This window comes from Rheinheimera sp. ATLC3, from assembly GCF_059429535.1.
The window spans coordinates 3,599,808-3,614,969 of record NZ_CM182103.1; the positions used below are offsets into that span (position 1 = coordinate 3,599,808).

At 47.6% G+C, this 15,162-nt stretch carries 17 protein-coding genes; 12 read left to right on the forward strand and 5 right to left on the reverse strand.

What is annotated here, in order from left to right; translation table 11 throughout:
• The first annotated feature begins 144 nt into the window (after nt 1-144).
• The 9 genes from phhA (at nt 145) to AC5SV9_RS16775 (ending at nt 8,446) form a co-directional block, all read left to right on the forward strand.
• Nucleotides 145-945, forward strand: coding sequence for a phenylalanine 4-monooxygenase (phhA, locus tag AC5SV9_RS16735; protein ID WP_475148709.1), 801 nt, complete (start codon nt 145-147; stop codon nt 943-945).
• An 8-nt stretch (nt 946-953) separates the two neighbouring features.
• Nucleotides 954-1,295: a 4a-hydroxytetrahydrobiopterin dehydratase gene (locus AC5SV9_RS16740; RefSeq protein ID WP_417707472.1), complete on the forward strand. Its 342-nt coding sequence runs from the start codon at nt 954-956 to the stop codon at nt 1,293-1,295.
• Between the two features lie 153 nt (nt 1,296-1,448).
• Nucleotides 1,449-3,011: a transcriptional regulator TyrR gene (gene tyrR, locus AC5SV9_RS16745; RefSeq protein WP_475148711.1), complete on the forward strand. Its 1,563-nt coding sequence runs from the start codon at nt 1,449-1,451 to the stop codon at nt 3,009-3,011.
• Nucleotides 3,012-3,225: 214 nt separating this feature from the next.
• Nucleotides 3,226-4,299 carry a 4-hydroxyphenylpyruvate dioxygenase gene (gene hppD, locus AC5SV9_RS16750; protein ID WP_475148713.1) on the forward strand — a complete coding sequence of 358 codons (1,074 nt, stop codon included), beginning with the start codon at nt 3,226-3,228 and terminating at the stop codon, nt 4,297-4,299.
• Nucleotides 4,292-5,425: a homogentisate 1,2-dioxygenase gene (locus AC5SV9_RS16755; protein ID WP_475148715.1), complete on the forward strand. Its 1,134-nt coding sequence runs from the start codon at nt 4,292-4,294 to the stop codon at nt 5,423-5,425. The genes hppD and AC5SV9_RS16755 overlap by 8 nt, the downstream gene beginning before the upstream one ends.
• Before the next feature lie 23 nt (nt 5,426-5,448).
• Nucleotides 5,449-6,465 carry a fumarylacetoacetate hydrolase family protein gene (locus AC5SV9_RS16760; RefSeq protein WP_475148717.1) on the forward strand — a complete coding sequence of 339 codons (1,017 nt, stop codon included), beginning with the start codon at nt 5,449-5,451 and terminating at the stop codon, nt 6,463-6,465.
• A gap of 2 nt (nt 6,466-6,467) precedes the next feature.
• Nucleotides 6,468-7,106 carry a maleylacetoacetate isomerase gene (gene maiA, locus AC5SV9_RS16765; RefSeq protein ID WP_475148719.1) on the forward strand — a complete coding sequence of 213 codons (639 nt, stop codon included), beginning with the start codon at nt 6,468-6,470 and terminating at the stop codon, nt 7,104-7,106.
• 187 nt (nt 7,107-7,293) lie between these two features.
• The gene (locus AC5SV9_RS16770; RefSeq protein WP_134056186.1) at nt 7,294-8,223 is read left to right on the forward strand and encodes a chemotaxis protein; all 930 of its coding nucleotides are present in this window, start codon (nt 7,294-7,296) and stop codon (nt 8,221-8,223) included.
• A gap of 10 nt (nt 8,224-8,233) precedes the next feature.
• Nucleotides 8,234-8,446 (forward strand): hypothetical protein, encoded by a 213-nt coding sequence (locus AC5SV9_RS16775; protein WP_134056185.1) that lies wholly within the window; start codon nt 8,234-8,236, stop codon nt 8,444-8,446.
• A gap of 2 nt (nt 8,447-8,448) precedes the next feature.
• Here AC5SV9_RS16775 and AC5SV9_RS16780 read toward each other — a convergent pair whose 3' ends face one another.
• The 3 genes from AC5SV9_RS16780 to gloB are packed head-to-tail and all read right to left on the reverse strand — an operon-like array spanning nt 8,449 to nt 11,393.
• Nucleotides 8,449-8,943: a hypothetical protein gene (locus AC5SV9_RS16780; protein ID WP_475148721.1), complete on the reverse strand. Its 495-nt coding sequence runs from the start codon at nt 8,941-8,943 to the stop codon at nt 8,449-8,451.
• Nucleotides 8,944-8,953: 10 nt separating this feature from the next.
• On the reverse strand, nt 8,954-10,561 hold the full coding sequence (locus tag AC5SV9_RS16785) for a LysM peptidoglycan-binding domain-containing protein (protein ID WP_475148723.1): 1,608 nt from the start codon (nt 10,559-10,561) through the stop codon (nt 8,954-8,956).
• A 55-nt stretch (nt 10,562-10,616) separates the two neighbouring features.
• The gene (gene gloB, locus AC5SV9_RS16790; protein WP_475148725.1) at nt 10,617-11,393 is read right to left on the reverse strand and encodes a hydroxyacylglutathione hydrolase; all 777 of its coding nucleotides are present in this window, start codon (nt 11,391-11,393) and stop codon (nt 10,617-10,619) included.
• A 30-nt stretch (nt 11,394-11,423) separates the two neighbouring features.
• Here gloB and AC5SV9_RS16795 point away from each other — a divergent pair, with 30 nt between their 5' ends.
• Nucleotides 11,424-12,164 carry a class I SAM-dependent methyltransferase gene (locus AC5SV9_RS16795; protein WP_475148727.1) on the forward strand — a complete coding sequence of 247 codons (741 nt, stop codon included), beginning with the start codon at nt 11,424-11,426 and terminating at the stop codon, nt 12,162-12,164.
• On the opposite strand, the gene AC5SV9_RS16800 is transcribed toward AC5SV9_RS16795, so the two are convergent.
• Nucleotides 12,143-12,694: a GNAT family N-acetyltransferase gene (locus tag AC5SV9_RS16800; protein WP_475148729.1), complete on the reverse strand. Its 552-nt coding sequence runs from the start codon at nt 12,692-12,694 to the stop codon at nt 12,143-12,145. The two genes, AC5SV9_RS16795 and AC5SV9_RS16800, sit on opposite strands and share 22 nt — an antisense overlap.
• Nucleotides 12,688-13,221 (reverse strand): DUF2058 domain-containing protein, encoded by a 534-nt coding sequence (locus AC5SV9_RS16805; RefSeq protein ID WP_475148731.1) that lies wholly within the window; start codon nt 13,219-13,221, stop codon nt 12,688-12,690. The genes AC5SV9_RS16800 and AC5SV9_RS16805 overlap by 7 nt, the downstream gene beginning before the upstream one ends.
• A 147-nt stretch (nt 13,222-13,368) precedes the next feature.
• On the opposite strand from AC5SV9_RS16805, the gene AC5SV9_RS16810 reads away from it, so the two are divergent.
• A complete protein-coding gene (locus AC5SV9_RS16810; protein ID WP_475148733.1) occupies nt 13,369-14,679 on the forward strand; it encodes a DEAD/DEAH box helicase in 1,311 nt (436 codons plus the stop codon).
• Between the two features lie 267 nt (nt 14,680-14,946).
• The gene (locus AC5SV9_RS16815) at nt 14,947-15,159 is read left to right on the forward strand and encodes a cold-shock protein (protein WP_027669659.1); all 213 of its coding nucleotides are present in this window, start codon (nt 14,947-14,949) and stop codon (nt 15,157-15,159) included.
• The last annotated feature ends 3 nt before the right edge of the window (nt 15,160-15,162 follow it).

The following is a 15,162-nucleotide window of genomic DNA, read 5'->3' on the forward strand; positions in this document are numbered from 1 at the left end:
GGTTTTAGCTGGCTGTTAGTTTAACTCTTGCCGCACTATCGCTTAGTATCCGCATTAACTAATGAACTGCCAGCCATAATTACAATCAACTCAGCGGCAGTTCAGCGGGACATCCCGTATAACAGAATAGTCAACAGGTTGTATATGAGTAAGTCGAGTAAGTATGTTTCACGTCAGTCGGATGAAACGGGCTTTATCGCCTGGTCCGATGAAGAAAATCAGATTTGGCATGAGCTGATCAGCCGGCAACTGAGTGTGATAGAAGGTAAAGCCTGCGATGAGTATATGGCTGGCTTACAGAAGCTGCAGTTACCCACTGATCGTATTCCGCAGCTGGAAGAAGTCAGCCAGGTTTTGCGTGCAACGACAGGCTGGGAATGTGCAGAGGTACCCGCACTGATTAGCTTTGATAAGTTTTTTGAACTGCTGGCCAATAAGCGCTTTCCGGTAGCAACTTTTATCCGTAGCCGGGAGGAATTTGATTACCTGCAGGAACCGGATATTTTTCACGAGATATTCGGCCATTGCGCCATGTTAACTAACCCGGCATTTGCCAAGTTTACTCATATTTATGGCAAACTGGGATTGGCTGCCAGTAAACAGGATAGGGTATATCTGGCACGGCTGTATTGGTTTACCATCGAGTTTGGTTTGCTTAAAACGGACAAGGGGCTGCGTATTTATGGTGGTGGGATTTTGTCATCGCCAGGTGAAACAACTTATGCACTGGGTTCTGATATTCCCGAACGCAAACCGTTTGATGCGCTGGATGTGCTACGCACGCCTTACCGCATTGATATCATGCAGCCAATCTACTTTTTGATAGAGCGTATTGACCAACTGTTTGATATCGCGCATCTGGATATGATGGCCCTGGTCGAGCAGGCGAAAGCGCTGGGGCTGCATGCGCCGAAATTTCCACCGAAAGAAAAACAAGCAAGTTAGGAAAAAACATGTCTGAATTAAAAGCAATGCAATGTGAAGCCTGCCGTGCGGATGCACCTAAAGTCAGTGACGCTGAGCTGCCTGAGTTGATGCGGCAGATCCCGGACTGGGCGCCGGTCGTGCGCGATGGTATTTTACAGCTGGAACGAGAGTTTAAATTTAAAAACTTCAAACAGGCCTGGGCGTTTAGTAATAAGGTTGCCGGATTGGCAGAAGAAGAAGGTCACCATCCGGCGATACTGCTAGAGTGGGGAAAGTTGACAGTGACCTGGTGGTCGCATTCTATTAAAGGCTTGCACAAGAATGATTTTATCTGTGCCGCCAAAACAGACAGCTTGCTGGCTGAATAATCTAACTCGCGCTAAACAGTAAAAAGCTGCAGTTTAGCGCAAACTCCGCGTAAAACCTCTTTTTGTTCACATTTCTTTACAAAACTACTGGTTTCTTGTCGGCTGAATGCCTTATTATGCTATTCATCACCTAGTCTTAAGGCGCGTTGCGATATGCGGTTAGAAATTCAATGCCAGAACCGGCTTGGCCTGGCGCAGGAAGTATTAAATGTTTTGGTAAGTTATCAACTCGATTTAAGAGGCATCGAAGTCGACCCCGGGCTCAGCCGGATGTATGTGTCATTTCCGACAGTAAATTTTGAGAAGTTTCAGGAGCTGATGGCAAAAATGCGCCGCATCAGTGGCGTTGAAGATGTTAAAACCACAGCATTTATGCCATCTGAGCGTGAGCATAATGAATTGTCTACCTTGTTACGCACGTTGCCGGATGGGCTTATCGCCATAGATATTAAAGCCAACATTACCGTTATAAATGATGCTGCGCTAGACGCTTTGGCTGTTTCACATGAGGCTGTTGTTGGGCAGTCTCTGCAAGGAATGGTAAAGGGGTTTAACTTTCTACGCTGGCTGGAAAGTGATGATGTACTGGCGCAAACCCGCCGGCTTGAAATACACGGTAAACGCTTTGTCGCCGACGTGCTGCCGGTTATGGTGCCGGATGAGACCGGCCACGAAATTCTGGCTGGCGCCGTGATAAACCTGAAATCTGAAAGCCGTTTAGGTCAGCATATCGTAGCGTTTAAAAAAGGCGATCAGGAAAGTTTTAATACATTGCAGGCACACAGCAACCTGATGCGTAAAGTGGTGCGTGAAGCCAAAAAAATGTCACAGCTGGATGCGCCAATTCTGATTATGGGAGAGACAGGTACAGGTAAAGAGCTGCTGGCCAGGGCCTGTCATGCTGCCAGTAGCCGCTCCGGCAAGCCCTTTCTGGCACTGAACTGCGCCTCGCTGCCAGATAATGTCGCTGAGTCAGAGTTATTTGGTTATGGAGCGAACGCGTTTCCTGGTACAACAGAAGGCAAAAAGGGCATTTTCGAACAGGCCAATGGCGGCACCGTCTTTTTGGATGAGGTCGGTGAAATGTCGCATCAGCTGCAAACTAAACTTATCCGCTTTTTACAGGATGGCAGTTTCCGCCGGGTGGCTGATGAGAATGAAGTGAAAGTGGATGTCAGGGTTATATGTACCACACAGAAAGATTTACCCGCGATGGTGCAGGAAGGGAAGTTCCGCGAAGATTTATACTACCGGCTGAATGTGCTGACACTGGCGTTACCAGCGCTGCGTGAACGAAAACAGGACGTGATCCCGCTGGCAGAGTTCTTTATTGCCCGCTTCGCTGCCAGACTGGGCCGAAAAGCACCAAAGTTAACTGATAGCTGTGCAAACTTCTTACAAAGCTATCCTTGGCCGGGCAATGTGCGGCAGCTGGAAAATGCACTATACAGAGCCATTACATTGCTTGATGGTAATGAGCTAGATAAAGAGCATTTGCAGTTACCCAGTTATACCAACGACTTTGGTTATCTGGAGCAGGACTTTGATGGCACCCTGGATGAAGCCGTTAAGCGCTTCGAAGCCAATTTGCTGCGAAAGTTATTTCCGGCGTATCCCAGTTCAAGACAATTGGCGAAGAAGCTCGGGTTAAGTCACACCGCCGTTGCTAATAAATTGCGGGATTATGGTATTAATCGCAAGAGTGTAAAAATTTAAATACGATTTGTGCATTAAATTGTACTTTTGGCCGGCCGTTAATGCCTTTTAACGGCCTTTTTTGATTGTTAAAGCTGCAAAATCCTTTTTCGTATTGCCAACTTTACAAAACATGTTGTTTGCTCTGACCTGGCCGTGATGTGCTGCCCTCTTTCTTTTTTTTGCCGCAAGCGCATTATTAGCGCCATCAAAGACGTAGCAGGGATTAATTGACATGTTAGATAAAATAAACCCACTGGGTACCGATGGTTTTGAATTTGTTGAATACACTGCTGCTGATGCAGACGGCATTCAGAAACTAAAAGATTTGTTTTATTCATTAGGCTTCACTGAAGTCGCAAAGCACCGCTCTAAACAGGCGTGGTTGTATAAGCAGGGCGATATCAATTTTATTGTCAACGGCGAGCCTAATTCACAGGCAGAAGAGTTCGCCCGTCAGCATGGCCCGAGTGTTTGTGCTATGGCATTTAGGGTCAGGGACGCAGCACAAGCGTTAAAGCATGCAGTGGCAAACGGCGCCAAGGAATATAAAAATCAGGTTGGCCCGATGGAGCTGAACATTCCGGCGGTGTACGGTATTGGCAGCAGCCTGTTGTACTTTGTTGACCGTTATGGTGCCAGCTCTGTCTACGATATTGATTTTAAATATTATGACAACTGGCAGCTAGAGATGTCCAAGCACGGTGTTGGCCTGGAAGTACTGGATCATTTAACCCATAACGTAATGCGCGGCAATATGAACGTTTGGGCCGGTTTCTATGAGAACATCGGTAATTTCCGTGAGATCCGTTATTTTGACATTGAAGGTAAGTTAACCGGCCTGGTGTCTAAAGCGATGACTGCGCCTTGTGGCAAGATCCGTATTCCAATTAATGAATCATCAGACGACAAGTCGCAAATTGAAGAGTTTATCCGCGAGTATAAAGGTGAAGGCATTCAGCATATTGCCCTGACGACCGAGGATATTTATGAAACAGTGCGTACCTTACGTAGCCGTGGTATGGACTTTATGCCAACACCAGACACTTACTACAACAAAGTAAACGAACGCGTTGTTGGTCATGATGAAGATCTTGAGCAACTGCGTGAGCTTAGAGTTCTGATTGACGGTGCGCCGATGAAAGACGGTATTTTGCTGCAGATCTTTACCAAGACTGTTATTGGGCCGGTGTTCTTTGAAATTATTCAGCGTAAAGGCAACGAAGGCTTCGGTGAAGGCAATTTTAAAGCCCTGTTTGAATCTATCGAAGAGGACCAAATCCAGCGCGGAGTGCTGAGCAATGCGTAAATGGGCATCGTTTCCGTTAAAGGAAGGAGATGTATCACGCCAGGCTCATGCAGATTTTCCTGAACAGGCGATTTATGAGCGCGAGACTGGCCGCAGTGGTTTTTTTGGCCCGGCTACGCACTTTCACCACAGGCATGCGCCAACAGGCTGGAGTGACTGGCAGGGGCCATTACGGCCGCATCTGTTCAATTTTAATGAAATAGGTGCAGATAAAACTAATTCGCCCTGGGCGGTACCCGATTTGCTGTTTAATGCGCACGTTAAAATGCGTACCTGGCGTCTGAGTAACAACATGAGCAAGCTGGTACGTAATGCAGACGGCGATGAACTGCTGTTTATCCACGAAGGCAGTGCAGAACTGTATTGCGATTATGGGCATATGACGGTGCGCGATGGTGATTATATCGTGATCCCACGCTCAACCATGTGGCGGCTTGAACCAAAAGAACCAATGTTTATTCTGTTGGTAGAAGCGACAAACGACAGTTATCAGCTACCGGAAAAAGGTCTGGTAGGTAACCATGCGATTTTTGACCCGGCAATGCTGGATACGCCAAAAATCAACGACGCATTCAAAGCGCAATACAGTGAGGACAGCTGGCAGGTTGAAGTTAAGCGTCACGGCCAGGTGTCGGTGATTACCTATCCGTACAACCCGCTTGATGCGATAGGCTGGCACGGTGATTTAGCCGTAATGCGCATTAACTGGCGCGATATCCGGCCTTTGATGAGCCATCGCTACCACTTACCTCCATCGGCGCATACTACTTTTGTCGCTCAGCGCTTTGTCGTCTGTACTTTTGTACCACGGCCGATTGAAAGCGATCCCGGCGCGTTAAAAGTACCGTTTTATCACAACAATGATGATTATGACGAAGTACTGTTTTACCACGCCGGAGACTTTTTCAGCCGCGATAACATCGAAAAGGGCATGGTCACTTTCCATCCGGCTGGCTTTACTCACGGGCCTCACCCAAAGGCCTTTCAGGCTGGGTTGGAATACCGGAAAAAGTTTACTGACGAAGTGGCTGTGATGCTTGATACCCGGGATGCATTAGAAATGGGTGCAGCAGCACTGGCGACAGAAAATCCTGAATATGTGAATAGCTGGAAGGTAAAACCCTGAGTGCATTCGGTTAAGGAATTAAAATGAAGTTAGCAAGTTTAAAAAATGGCAGCCGTGATGGCTTGCTGGTTGTTGTAAGCCGTGATTTAAGTCGCTGTGTTGCGGTACCGGCAGTCGCAGCCACAATGCAGCAGTTGCTGGACAACTGGGCTTTGTTGAGTGTTAAGCTGGAAGAAGTCTATCTGGCGCTGAACAGTGGAAACGTGGACGGTGAAATGGCGTTTGAGCAGGCACAGTGTGAATCACCACTGCCCCGCGCCTATCAGTGGGCAGATGGCAGTGCTTATGTGAACCATGTTGAGCTGGTACGTAAGGCGCGTAATGCTGAAATGCCACCGAGTTTCTGGACAGATCCGTTGATGTATCAGGGGGGCTCAGACGACTTTATCGGCCCACGTGACAACATTGACGTGGTTAGCGAAGATTACGGCATTGACTTTGAAGGTGAGGTTGCCGTTATCACTGACGATGTGCCGATGGCCTGTAATTCAGAAGAGGCCCGTAGCAAAATCCGTCTGTTAATGTTGGTGAATGATGTATCACTGCGTGGCCTTATCCCCAATGAGTTAGCAAAAGGGTTTGGCTTTTTTCAATCGAAGCCCGCATCGGCGTTTAGCCCGGTTGCTGTTACCCCTGATGAGCTGGGTGATAAATGGCATGATGGCCGTGTACACCTGCCGTTATTATCAACATACAACGGTAAACTGTTTGGCAAACCCAATGCCGGCACTGATATGACATTTGATTTTGGTCAGCTGGTCGCCCACGCGGCAAAAACACGGAATCTGGGGGCGGGAGCCATTATTGGCTCGGGTACGGTATCAAATAAGCAGGGCACTGAGCATGGCACATCAGTTGAGGAAGGTGGAGTAGGGTACAGCTGTATTGCCGAGATCCGTATGATTGAAACGATTCGTGATGGTAAACCAGCGACTGCCTTTATGCGTTTTGGCGACACCATTCGTATGGAAATGCTTGATGAACAGGGCAACAGCATCTTTGGTGCTATTGACCAGCAGGTCGTGCAATATAAGGGGTAAGTATGCAACTTTACGGTTACTGGCGTTCATCTGCAGCATATCGGGTACGTATAGCGCTGAATCTGAAGCAATTAAGCTATGATAATCTGCCTGTTCACCTGATTAAGAACGGCGGTGAGCAGCACAGTGACCGCTATAAGCTTCTCAACCCCGCCGAGTTGGTGCCAACGCTGATTGATGACGGCCTTACCCTTAATCAGTCTCTGGCTATCATTGAATATCTGGATGAAGTATATCCTGAGCCAACCTTGTTACCGCAGGAACCTGCAGCCCGGGCTTTAGTTCGGGCGCTGGCGCTCGATATCGCCTGTGATATCCATCCACTTAACAATTTGCGTGTTTTACAGTACCTGACAGGGCCTTTGGCACTTAGCGAAGCACAAAAACTACAATGGATAACTCATTGGCTTAGCATAGGTTTTGCAGCGCTGGAGCGGCGTTTGCAAGATACTGCCGGGCAGTTTAGCGTCGGTGACGAGGTTACAGTGGCAGATCTTTGTCTGGTTCCTCAGGTATATAATGCGCAGCGGTTTGCGCTGGATATGTCTGTTTATCCCACTATTAGTTCTGTGCACCATCATTGCCAGCAGCTGGCAGCTTTTGCTCTGGCAGCCCCTGAACAACAACCTGACGCGCAGTAAAAACACATGCCGCTTAGGTCTTCACCGATGACTGTGAGCTATTGCTAGACGATTAGCTAATGTCGCCTATGCTTAAAACAAGATTTTTGTTTTTCTAGTCAGCGATGACATTGCGTTGTGGCTAACAACATGCTTAAGTGTCGGCATAAATAGTGATTGGCTGAGAATGGCCCAGAGGGAACAGCTTATGAGTAAATTAATGGCTGCGGTAAACCAGCGTACAAATCTGGTGGGAAACAACCGGTTAGAACTGTTGTTATTCCGGTTACACGGTACTCAGCCGTTTGGCATTAACGTATTCAAAGTACGGGAAGTGTTACAGTGCCCGGAATTGACAGAAATGCCGGGTTCCAGCCCTCATGTACGGGGTATTGCGCATTTGCGTGGCGTGCCGGTCATGGTTATTGATCTCAGCCAGGCAACGGGTGGTAAGCGCATAGAAGACTTATCCAGCGCTTATGTGTTGGTTACCGAATATAACCGACATACGCAGGGGTTTTTAGTCAATGGTGTCGACCGTATTGTAAACACCAACTGGGATCAAATTCTGCCGCCGCCAAAGGGGGCTGGCGCCGGGCATTATCTGACGGCTGTAACTGAGATCGATGGTAAATTGGTGCAGATTATTGATGTTGAAAAAGTGTTCTCTGAAATCACTCCGGTAGATGAAGATGTAAGCGAAGATGTGAAATCTAAAGCCACTGCGCGTGACTTCAAGGATCTTATCGTTTTAGTTGCTGATGATTCTGCTGTTGCCCGCAATCAGGTGAAAAGAGCACTGAGTTCTATCGGTGTTCAGGTAGAACTGGTCAACGATGGTCGTTTGGCATTGGACTGGCTAAATGCCAAAGCAGCAGAGTTGGGAGGCGATATCTCAACTAAGGTGCCGTTGCTTATTTCGGATATCGAAATGCCGGAAATGGATGGATATACGCTGACTGCCGAGATAAAGGCAGACCCTGTATTGAGAAATATGCATGTCGTGCTGCATTCTTCGTTAAGTGGTGTTTTCAACGAGGCGATGGTGAAGAAAGTGGGGGCTGACCAGTTTATTGCGAAATTCCATCCGGATGAGCTGGCATCGGCTGTGCAGAAGTGGATGACAGCAGAGCAGTAGAGGTCGTTTTATGAAAATGTTTACATTACCTAAAAGGGCGCTTAATCGCGCCCTGGTTTATGCCGGGTTATTTGGAATAGTGTTTCAACTGACTGCGGCATGTTATGCCTGGTGGCATGGCGTCAGCCTGCAAGCGGGCTGGCTTTTGACATTGGTTGCACCATTGCTGTGTATTGCATCAGGCACATTATCTGCGCTGCAGCTACAAAAAGAGCCGGATTAGCTTCAGCGCCGTGGTTTAAACATCCCTTCAACACGAACATCCTTTATGCCGTCCTCGGTAAACAAAAAATTTATCTGACCGGGGCCGCGGCTGAAGTGAAACTGTTCATCGTTAAGCTGTAAAACAAACTTGCCTTTGGCATTAGTGGCCTCACTATCCTGATACAGTTTTATCACATAGTCGTCTATGGTCACTTCAAAGCCATTAATGGGCTCGTTAATAAAGTCCGGCACCCAGACATGTTCATCATCTTGTAAGATTAGCGCCAGAGAATATTTCTGCGGCACTGACTGGACAGTCAGCGTATGGCGCCCGACGATAAAACGGTAACTGCCTTCCTGGCGGAAGTAACTGAAGCCAAAATCAAATTCCTGGCTTTTGCCGGTGACCAGGTGCACTTTGCCTTCCCCGGAGATATCAAACTGAGCATGACTTGCTGCGCTAAACAACAAGCCGGTAAACAGGATCAGATATCGGACAAGCGGGTGGTTAAACATCGGCGCACCTTTATACCTGAGTAATATTCAACAACAACTTAAGCTGTTGTCCTGGCTGCAGATAATTATTCGTGTCAATTTTATTCCATTTTACAATATCGGATACCGTAACACTAAAACGCTGTGCTATTCGTGCCAGTGAGTCGCCTTTACGCACTTTATAGTTCACAGTGCGGGATACACCGGCAACTGACGCAGCACTGTCTTGCTGCCAGATCGCCAGTTTTTGGCCTGGTTTTAGCGCTGAACGTTTCGCAATACCGTTCCATTTCGTCAACTGTTCTACGGTTACTTTATGTTCGCGACTGATATCCCATAACGTATCGCCCTGCTGCACAGTATAGTCGACCCTGTTGCCACTGTTTTGCTGTTGCGCTTTAGCAATACGATTAGGGGCGCTTAACTCATAGTTACTTTCATTGTCGGCTGCAATGGGGATTAACAGTGCCTGGCCAAGACGAATGGTATTACCTGAGAGCTTATTGATGCGCTGTAAGGCTGCAACATTGCTATTGTGCTGCTGCGCAATTTTGCCAAGCGTATCACCTTTGGCCACAATATATCGTTTCCAGCGCAATAACTGTTGGCTGCTTGCTTGTGATAGCTTTTGCTGGAATGCCGGTACCTGTTGTTTTGGCAGTACCAGATAGTGAGGACCATCAGGATCGGTCGCCCATTGGTTAAACCCTGGGTTGAGTCCCTGTAAATCGGAAACACTGATACCAGCCATTTCAGCAGCAATGGCCAGGTCTATCTGGGATTTAACCTCAACAACATCAATTTTCGGCTCGTTAGCAATAAACTTCCAGACAATATCAAACTCGTCCGGCCGCTTGAGAATATCGACTAAAGCCAGTAATTTAGGTACATACGCAGTGGTTTCAGCGGGTAAATCCAGTGACCAGAAGTCTGTGGGTAAGCGCCGTTTTTTATTGCGTTTTATTGCAGTTAAAATCCGCCCTTCACCAGAGTTGTATGCCGCGATGGCATTGAGCCAGTCACCTTCGAGTTTGTCGTGCAGATATTGTAGGTAGTCAAGTGCCGCTCTGGTTGAAGCTATCACATCACGCCGGCCGTCGTACCAAAAGTTCTGCTTCAAGCCAAAACGTTTACCGGTCGCTGGCATAAACTGCCACATGCCTGCAGCCGCGGCATGCGAGTAGGCAAAAGGGTCAAAAGCGCTTTCTACAATGGGGAGCAATGCCAGCTCCAGTGGCATATTACGCTTTTCAAGTTCCTGAACGATGTAATGTAAAAAAGGTTGAGCTCTGCCAGCTACGCGATCCAGGTAGGCCTGATGGCTGCTATAAAAGTTGCGCTGCTCTACGATAGGTCTGGTTTGCGGCACATTGAACGTTAATTGAAACTGGATACGCTGCCATAAATCTTCCAGCTCAGTCGCATCAGGTAGCTGTTCCTCTGCAACATCGGTGTTTTGATTCCATAAGCGATAAGCTATTTGTTCAGCGCTGGCGGCTTGCTTGTGAAAGTCTGCTGGTTTGGTGTTGGTTTTCACCACTGGCGTGTTTTCAGCCTGCTCCGGTTCAACAGAGGAATTGTTACTGACGCATCCTGCGAGTAAAACGGCTGCAGCCACAGCAGAAATTCTTAAAAGCATTACATCATTCCTGTCTAAAAATACGAATGTTACCTGTTCAGCCCCTGATTGCAAGTCAACCTTTAAACTGGTCTTTGGCCGCTCTTAATGCGGTAAAGAGGCCAAGTGACGAATCTTGCTGCCATCTTTGCTGTAAGGCTTTGTTATCGCAGCGTAAAAATGGGTTTACCAGCTTTTCTGTTTTCAATATTGACGGCAGAGTTGGAGCATTTTTTTTACGTAAACGGGCACACTGCCCGGCATATTCGACTAACGCCGCGTTAGTTGGTTCGGCACTAAGGGCAAACTTCAGATTTGAGATAGTATACTCGTGCGTGCAATAGATCTGAGTGTCGTCGGCAAGCGCACTCAACTTACGCAGCGAGTGCCACATTTGCTCCGGTGTGCCCTCAAACAGTCGGCCACAACCTGCGCTGAACAAGGTATCACCGCAAAACAAAACCGGAGCTGAATAATAAGCAATATGCCCCAGGGTATGGCCTGGCACCGCTATTACCTCGAAAGCCAGCTCAAATGCCGCTAAGTCTATTCTGTCGCCGTCGCTTACCGTTTGGGTCAGACCTGGTATTCTGTGCTGTTCTGTCGCCGGGCCAATAACGTTAACGTTAGGGTAGTGTTGTTTCAGCGCGATAATGCCGCCGGTATGATCGGCGTGGTGATGTGTTATAAGGATGGTATCAAGCTGCAGTTGGTGCGCCGTCAGGAACTCCAGGACTTTAGCTGATTCGCCCGGGTCAACAATCAGGCAGCGTTTGTTCTGCGGCTGACATAACGTCCAAATATAGTTATCCTCAAATGCAGGTATAGGTGTAATCTGAAACATAGTGATCATAATGTTAATGGATCCGGGTTGTAATTTAGCATGAAACCGGCGTTAAGCGAAAAAGACCAGGCTTATCCATCAGAGTGGCAGCAGTTTCGCCAAGGTGAAGCATTGAATCAGGCAATTGTCAGTGCTTTGCAGCCCTGGTGGCAGAAGATATTCGGCTATTACCTGCTAAAAATTGGCGATCTGAGCTGCCAGCTCGATACCTCAGGGTGCAAAGTTCAGCACCATATTACCGTTGGGCGCTCCAGCGCAGGGCTAATGTTGCAGGCCGAAGCGGATGCACTGCCTTTTTGCGATAACAGTGTAGATGCAGTGTTATTGAGTCACAATCTGGAATTCACGCCAGATCCGCACCATGTCGTGCGCGAAGCTCACAGGGTGCTGCGCTCTGACGGATATTTGCTGCTTACTGGCATTAACCCTTATAGTATGGTGGGCCTGCTAAAATGCTGGCCTGCATTGAAACATCGCTACCCTTGGCAGGGGCGTTTCTTCAGTGTTTCGCGGGTAAAAGACTGGTTGCATCTGGTGGGTTTTGAAATATTGTCAGAGCAACGCTTTTTCTGTTCTGCGATGGTGGCTGGTGAGCATAGCGAGGGCATATTACAGCAATGGACAGAGCGCTATTTCAGTTATTTTGCGTCAAGCTACATTATTGTTGCGCGTAAGCGCGAACTGCCGTTAACGCCAATCCGGCCAAAATGGCAGTTGAAACCCACTTTCGCGCAGCAGGTAAAAGGTGTGAGCGCCTGTCAGCGCGCAGACGATATCTGACTTTGCAGCAGGTAGTTGTTAGCGCACTGCAGAGCTTGTTCCGCTTGCAGCGTCATAAAATAGAGCCTTGCGTTGTGCTGTTCAGGCGGAGAACTGATCATAAAACCAAGACTTTTATAGCATTGAACCGCAATGCTATTATGGCGGTGCACATACAACGAAATTGTCCGCTGTTGCTGTTGCAAAGCCTGTATTATCAATTCTGCGATAAGGACTTTAGCCAGGCCCTGGCCTCTGACTTCAGGTGCTATGACTAACCGCGCCAGATGATGACAACCAAAGCGATCACAGATTTGCCCGAAGCCTGCCAGTTGGCCGTTCAGTGTGTCGAGCAAGCTGTAACTCTGTGTTCCTGTGCGGCAAAGCAGCTCCAGAAAGCGTAACTCAGAGCAAGGGTAGTCAAAGTTGTCTCCGCCCCAACTCTGCTGCTCATCAGCAGAATGAAACCAGCTTTGCAACAGCTGCATTTCCGCAATATTGGCCAGCGCCAACTGCAATACCATTTTTGTCATCGCCGAAGTGGCTACCACATCAGATCATCAGGAATTTTAAAATCAGCATAAGGATCATCTTCGTCTTCCTGCTGCTGTTTCGCATTTAGTACAATGATGCTATCTGCCTGACGTTGAGTAATTTTCTCTGCAACTGCCGCAGGAACCAGATAGAACTGCTCGTCTTGTTTGGCAATCGCCAGTAACCCCCGGCTTAACTCATCGTGTTGCCGGCTACTAACGTACAGCCGTTTAACCAGTTTACCGTCAGTGAAGTTATAGGCAACTTCACCGTTAGCTTTGATGGTGTTGTTTGCTATTAATTGTTTTACCTGCGCTGCAATGGCTTTTTGCTGCAGCGCAGCCTGTTTCTGCTGATTCAGTTGCTTGTCACGTTCAACCTGTTGCTGGCGTTTTTGCTCTGCCAACATACTGGCTTCATTAACGACAGGCTGGTTTTTACCTGCCTGCACTTTTTGTTTATGTTTTTCTTTTTTAACGGCTTTGAGTTTTTTTGCATCGGCAAGCCCGGCCTTTAACAGTTGCTCTTTTAGCGCATTACTCATAACTAACTCTGCTCATACAATAGCGATTGGGGGACATACGATAGCTGTCTATAGTAACGCAAACGCTGAAGGTAAATAAATCAAACTAACTCAATTTGTCAGCTTCGGTTATCATATAGCGGTAATTTAAGGTTGAAGAGGTTCATTTTGCCATTTAATGATTTGTCGCTTGATCCCAGGTTGATGCGCTCGGTACAGCATTTGGGTTTTGCTAAACCTACAGAGATCCAGCAGGAAGCGATTCCGGCTGTTATGGTTGGAAGAGATTTAATTGTTTCTTCGCAAACCGGTTCAGGTAAAACCCTGGCGTACCTGTTGCCTATGATGCAGCGCTTATTAAAAAGTCGCCCATTGTCAAAACGTGATGCCAGAGCATTAATTCTCGCGCCTACGCGTGAACTAGCGCGGCAGGTTTATGCGCAGTTGCGGCTTTTTGTGGCAAATACTCCTTTAACGTCAGCGCTGATTGTCGGTGGTGAGAACTTTAATGATCAGGAAAAATTGCTCAAACGTGAGCCTGCGATTATCGTTGCGACTCCTGGCCGTTTTGTTGATCACCTTGAACACAAATCAGTGTTTATTAGTGGCCTGGAAATGCTGATCCTTGATGAGGCTGACCGCATGCTGGATTTAGGCTTTTTGCCCCAGCTAACCACCATTAATAAAGCTGCCGATCACAGACTGCGGCAAACCTTATTATTTTCGGCAACCCTTGAGCATGCTGACGTTGATGAGCTGGCACTGGCTTTACTGAAAAATCCTTACCGGGTGGCGGTTGGAACGGCTCACCAACAGCATCAGGACATCAGCCAGCGTTTTTATCTGGCAGATCACCTGACACATAAAGAGGCCTTACTGCAGCATTTCTTAAAACAGGATGCGATGAAGCAGCTGATTATCTTCACCGCAACACGTGAAGATGCCGAGCGTTTAGCAGAGCTTTGCGTGCAGCAGGGAAAAACAGCTGTGGGTTTAAGCGGTAAGTTGTCACAAAGCAGCCGCAACAGCGTGATGCAGGCTTTTGCCGCAGGTAAGTATCAGGTGTTGGTGACAACTGACCTGGCGTCACGGGGGTTGGACTTATTGCAGGTCTCTCACGTTATCAACTTTGACCTGCCAAAACATGCTGAAGAGTATGTGCACCGTATTGGTCGGACAGGTCGTGCTGGTATGAAAGGTGAGGCTATTTCACTGGTTGGCCCCAAAGACATCGCGGCGCTGACAAGAATTGAAGCTTTTCTGCGTCAAGCCACAGAGTACAGTGTGGTAGAGGGGTTGCAGGCGAAATTTGATGGTAAAGCTAAAACCAGTAAGATGCCGGCCAAGGTGGCTGCCACTAAGAAGAAAACTGACAGCTTGAAAGTGTCAAAGAAAACAACAAAGAAACCTTCGGCCAAACCCGCGTTTTTTCAGGGCGGGGATGACGGTTCTTTGCCGGTAAAGCGTAAGCAAAAATAAATTTTAAGTTGGTTATTTTTTAGGCATTAATGCTGCTACACTGACAAGGTTGCTACTTTACACAGTAACAACAGGGTAATCAGTGACGTAGTGCAGGTTACTGATACGGCCAAAAAGAAAATATTTTCTGTGCGGCTGGCAAGGTTATTGACCCCTTATATGGCTTAACTGATAATGAGGGCGAAAATATATACTCGTCAACTGCTTTGGCCGGTAATATTTAAGTCGCCAGCGAGCTGGCAAAATTAGTTAATGTAAGAGAGTGTTATGTCACAGTTAATTTCCGGTTCAGTTAAGTGGTTCAACGAAGAAAAAGGTTACGGTTTCCTGGAGCGTGAAGGTGGTAAGGATGTTTTCGTTCACTTCCGCGCGATCAACGGTACCGGCCGTAAAACTTTAGTTGAAGGTCAGAAAGTTACTTTCGAAGTAACTGAAGGCCAAAAAGGCCCACAAGCTGAAAACGTAACTGTTATCGGATAATTC